Below are 4,383 nucleotides of genomic sequence, written 5' to 3'. Positions count from 1 at the left end.
CGGGGGGATCTGACAACTTTTAACGCCTACCTACTTAGATTCGGAGAATGAATCAGCCCTACGGAGCGCATTAGTTTTTCGGTGGGATGCTTGCACACGGCTGCTGACACATCTGTAATAATTTAAGAGTCACTCCACTTCCATGAGTGCCTCTCCTGATATGTAGCCTATACTCAGCGGATTTAGTATCACTGATAACTGCTAACTGCTAACTGATAACTGATAACTGATAACTGAAAAAGGTGGGTAATTCCCACCTTAAACTGGATTTTTACTGAATTTTTCTAGCGACTGCTACGGTCTTGATCCAAGACGCTGACGGGGAAATTATTATAACCAACGTGATGTTTGCTGGTTTTTTGAATTTCTTCTTTAATTTGATCTAAATCAACATAGCGATCAGCCACATTAATTAAACTATCACTGGTCATCGATCGCAAACTAACCACTTCCACCCGCGCACCGCGGTAACTGACGGAATCGGCAGCATAGGCTAAATCTCCATCACCACTGACAATGACTGCGGTATCATAGGAACCCACTAGCGCCATTAAATCTACGGCGATTTCCACGTCAAGATTGGCTTTTTTGGAACCATCGGGCAATTGTACTAGATCTTTGGCGATGACTCGATAGCCGTTGCGACGCATCCAGAGGAGGAATCCCTGCTGTTTTTCGTTAGTGCGATCAACTCCAGTATAAAAGAAGGCCCGCAGGAGACGAGAACCGGCAGTTAAACGACAAAGTAATTTGGTGTAGTCAATTTCGATACCTAATTGCAGGGCCGCATAAAATAAATTAGAACCATCGATGAAAATCGCCACACGACCGCGATTTTCTAGCACTTGTTCGGGGGTGAAGACTGGGGCCGTGTCATAATCATCAAACATTTTATTTTTCCTCGTTTGTTAAAAGTTTAGTGTTGAGTGTTTGCCAGTTGTGTCCCAAAGGACAACAGACCTTAAAAAATAGAGTTATCAAAAAATTCCTTTAGGAATCGTTTAACGGCAGTTCTAGTTTAGAAAAGATCGGTTCAGGTGTTCCTAGTTGTGGATTTGTCGGTAATCCCCATTGACGGTGTTTACAAAAAGAGACACCATCAGGGGGGTTTTCCCCATCCTCCGACCTGAAAGTATTAAAATCAATAACAAAACCTAGTTGTTGATAAATTTTACTGCTCAAGGTCGGTATTATCGGTGAGAGTAGGTAGGCAGAGAGTCTTACTGATTCCAAAACCGCATAGAGTACCTGTTCTACTGCTGCCTGTTGTTTCTGTTTAAATAAACTCCAGGGCGCACTTTCATCGATAAACTTGTTACTAGCACGAATTAACGCCAATATTTCCTCACAGGCTTGATCAAATTGTAGCGCATCGTACTTCTGTTGAACAATCCCCCCTAAATTGATCCCCATATTCTTAAGGTGATTATCGTTGGGGATATCTACCCCGGTCAACTGGGGGGGGTTATTTTGGCAGTATTTTTTAACCATGCCTAGGGTGCGATTGAGGAGGTTGCCTAAATCGTTGGCTAAATCTGCGTTAAGAATATTAACAAATCTGGTTTCCTGAAAATCGCCATCCTGTCCTAATTCAATCTCTTTGACGAAATAGTAACGGACGGCATCGGCCCCGTAGCGATCGACTAAATCGAAGGGATCGAGGGTATTACCGAGACTTTTGCCCATTTTTCGCCCGTCTTTGGTCAAAAAGCCATGGCCGAATACTCTTTTAGGCAAGGGTAAACCCGCCGACATTAGCATAGCTGGCCAATAAATGGCATGGAATCTTAATATATCTTTACCGATCAGATGCAGATCGATTGGCCACCATTTGGCCAGAGCATTTTCTAGGGTGGGTTCGTCTTCGGGGTCGAGAAGGGCGGTAACATAGCCAAGAAGGGCATCAAACCAAACGTAGATGGTATGCTTACCATCGTGGGGAATGGGAAACCCCCAGGCCACATTAACCCTAGAGATGGAGAAGTCCTGTAGTCCTTGGTTGACGAAGTTGAGAACCTCATTACGTCGGCTTTCTGGTTGAATAAAATCGGGTTGTTCTTGGTAAATTTGTTCTAGTTGTGCTTGGTATTTAGAGAGACGGAAAAAATAGTTTTCCTCGTCGCGCCATTCGGCGGCCAGATTAGTATGAATGGGACAACAGCCATTATCTAACAGTTCTCTTTTTTCCTTAAATTCTTCACAGGCGACGCAATACCAACCCTGTTGGCGATCAAGATAGATATCGCCCTTTTCCCAGACTCTTTCAAAAAATTCGTTAACAATTGCCTGATGACGGGGGGCAGTGGTGCGACTAAAGCGATCATACTGGATGTGTAGCTTGGCCCAGAGATTGGCAAAACTGGTGGCGATGCGATCGCAGTGTTCCTGGGGAGCGAGTCCTTTGGTTGCCGCAGTCCGTTCGATTTTCTGTCCGTGTTCGTCGGTTCCTGTAATTAAAAGGACAGAATTGCCCTGTAACCGCTGCCATCGTGCCATAACATCCGCTACGATCGTTGTGTAGGCACTGCCGATGTGAGGGATATCGTTGACATAATAAAGAGGTGTTGTTAAAGCAAATGTTTTTCGCTCATTCAAATCATTCATGAAATTTATTTTTTTAAATAGACGAGGCTGCCCCGAGGCTGATCCGTAGATGATTGGGAGATAATCCCTATGTTTTATAATCCTCTAATTCTGTTTTATCCTTTAGTTGTAGTCTAAGTCAATAAAAACAATCTTAAGGCCGATTTTTTTTCCATGAAGCTGCTTACCCCCCTATCCACCTCTCGTTTAATTCTTGATACCACGCGCACGAGTCTGTTTACCGTCGGTCAAGAAAATCTACCCGGCCAAGGAGTGGCGATCGTGGTAAGTAACCATCGTAGCTTTTTGGACGCGCCGATCTTAATTCAAGCTTTGGGCAAAACTCTCCCGATTGCCTGTCATCACTACATGGGAAAAACGCCGCTTTTGCGGGAATTAATCGGAGAATTGGGCTGTTTTCCCTTTGATACCCCTGAAAAACGCCACCAGACTTTTTTTCGGCAAGCAACGGATTTTTTACAGTCCGGACGATGGATCGGTTTATTTCCGGAAGGTGGATCGCCGATGTTAAATTTGACTGCTCCTCGTCAAATTAGCCCGTTTCAGAGCGGATTTGCCCATTTAGCTCTGCGTTGTCCCGTGGAGAATCTATCGGTCTTACCTGTGGCTATTCTCTCCGAGTCGGAAACTGCTATTAGTCCTTTTCCCGTGCGTTTGCTGCGCTGGTTAGATACCACTGAACCTTTATTCGATCAAGATGGTTGGCATCCCGTTGTCTTTTATCATCGTGTCAAGGTGGCGATCGGTCGTCCCTATGAAATTACTGAAAGCGATCGCTCAGATTATCAAGGTAAACAAGGAAAAAAAGCCCTTAATCGTTTAATTGGTCATTGTCAGTCGGAAATTAGCGATTTATTGCTGAAAGGGTAACGAAGTCAGAAGGCGGTCGGCAGCTTTTTTCTTCCCACTTCCTAACTCATAATTGATACTGGAGTGATTTGTTATAAGTAGGGAGACACAATTATTTGTAGGATGGGTTAGCAGTAGCCTAACATGATCGGGCGTTGGGTTTCATGCTTCAACCGTTCGGCAAAAGCTCACGGCCGAAGCCCAACCTTGAATGATATTATCAGTCTAACTCTCGGTCGGGTGCAGTGATTGGTTAGACAGATGGACTTTAGATGAAGTTTATGGAGATTTCCACTCTCCTTCTGGGATCATGGCTGTAATCATGATGTTACGCAATGTTCCAGTAGGTAAATCTCTCCCTTGATGGTAAGGTACGATAACTTGAGTATCTTGATCCCTACCACGCCATTTTCTATGACTACCCTTCTGAGAGATCAGTTCAAAGTTATACTTGCGTAATATGCGCTCAACCTCGTCAGCATTCATTCTCCTGAGTCGAGTCATCCCACCATAACCTCACGGATTACTGCTCCTGGTAGAAGGTCGATAGCATCAGGTTGTAAATAAAGCTCGATCGCTTCGCGTATATTATTGAGAGCTTCCTCTTCTGTAATACCGGCAGATGTGCATCCGGGCAGTTCCGGACACCAAATTGCCCATTCGTTTGTATCGGGATCGGGTTCAAGTATCACTCGCCATTTCATCGAAAATTTGGGTCTGAAACCCCGTCGTTCTACGACGGCTTTACTGTTAAATATTAGCACATTTACGAAATATAGCGTTTTTCAGTCTGCTGAGGTACAAAAGTTATGGGTTTTAGGCAAAAGGCAAGAGGCAAAAGGCAAAGGGGAAGAAAAACAGGTGTACCTCACTAGCTTAGGAAACGCTATATATGCTAAAATGTGAGGTATGGAAAAAGCCTATTCGTTT

6 protein-coding genes are annotated in these 4,383 nt (G+C 44.3%); 2 read left to right on the top strand and 4 right to left on the bottom strand.

What is annotated here, in order from left to right; all coding sequences use genetic code 11:
* Positions 1-284: 284 nt before the first annotated feature.
* Positions 285-890, bottom strand: coding sequence for a LabA-like NYN domain-containing protein (locus tag MICAI_RS11055; protein ID WP_002739868.1), 606 nt, complete (start codon positions 888-890; stop codon positions 285-287).
* A 100-nt stretch (positions 891-990) separates the two neighbouring features.
* On the bottom strand, positions 991-2,604 hold the full coding sequence (gene metG, locus MICAI_RS11050) for a methionine--tRNA ligase (protein WP_008201662.1): 1,614 nt from the start codon (positions 2,602-2,604) through the stop codon (positions 991-993).
* 153 nt (positions 2,605-2,757) lie between these two features.
* Between metG and MICAI_RS11045 the strand changes: the two genes are divergently transcribed.
* Positions 2,758-3,474, top strand: a complete 717-nt coding sequence (locus MICAI_RS11045) for a lysophospholipid acyltransferase family protein (protein ID WP_008201660.1) — start codon at positions 2,758-2,760, stop codon at positions 3,472-3,474.
* 258 nt (positions 3,475-3,732) lie between these two features.
* On the opposite strand, the gene MICAI_RS11040 is transcribed toward MICAI_RS11045, so the two are convergent.
* Complete coding sequence (locus MICAI_RS11040; RefSeq protein ID WP_012266944.1) at positions 3,733-3,939, bottom strand: type II toxin-antitoxin system HicA family toxin; 207 nt, start codon at positions 3,937-3,939, stop codon at positions 3,733-3,735.
* A gap of 14 nt (positions 3,940-3,953) precedes the next feature.
* A complete protein-coding gene (locus tag MICAI_RS11035) occupies positions 3,954-4,157 on the bottom strand; it encodes a type II toxin-antitoxin system HicB family antitoxin (protein WP_002783541.1) in 204 nt (67 codons plus the stop codon).
* A 7-nt stretch (positions 4,158-4,164) separates the two neighbouring features.
* On the opposite strand from MICAI_RS11035, the gene MICAI_RS11030 reads away from it, so the two are divergent.
* Complete coding sequence (locus MICAI_RS11030) at positions 4,165-4,359, top strand: hypothetical protein (RefSeq protein WP_039900004.1); 195 nt, start codon at positions 4,165-4,167, stop codon at positions 4,357-4,359.
* Positions 4,360-4,383 lie beyond the last annotated feature (24 nt).

This window comes from Microcystis sp. T1-4 (genome assembly GCF_000297435.1).
In the GTDB taxonomy this organism is placed as follows: domain Bacteria; phylum Cyanobacteriota; class Cyanobacteriia; order Cyanobacteriales; family Microcystaceae; genus Microcystis.
This window is presented reverse-complemented; position numbering and strand designations above follow the sequence as displayed.

Bases quoted from the DNA above. Each gene is read 5' to 3' on its own strand.
- MICAI_RS11040 (WP_012266944.1), bottom strand. From the start codon at position 3,939: ATGAATGCTGACGAGGTTGAGCGCATATTACGCAAGTATAACTTTGAA.
- MICAI_RS11045 (WP_008201660.1), top strand. From the start codon at position 2,758: ATGAAGCTGCTTACCCCCCTATCCACCTCTCGTTTAATTCTTGATACC.
- metG (WP_008201662.1), bottom strand. From the start codon at position 2,604: ATGAATGATTTGAATGAGCGAAAAACATTTGCTTTAACAACACCTCTT.
- MICAI_RS11035 (WP_002783541.1), bottom strand. From the start codon at position 4,157: ATGAAATGGCGAGTGATACTTGAACCCGATCCCGATACAAACGAATGG.
- MICAI_RS11055 (WP_002739868.1), bottom strand. From the start codon at position 890: ATGTTTGATGATTATGACACGGCCCCAGTCTTCACCCCCGAACAAGTG.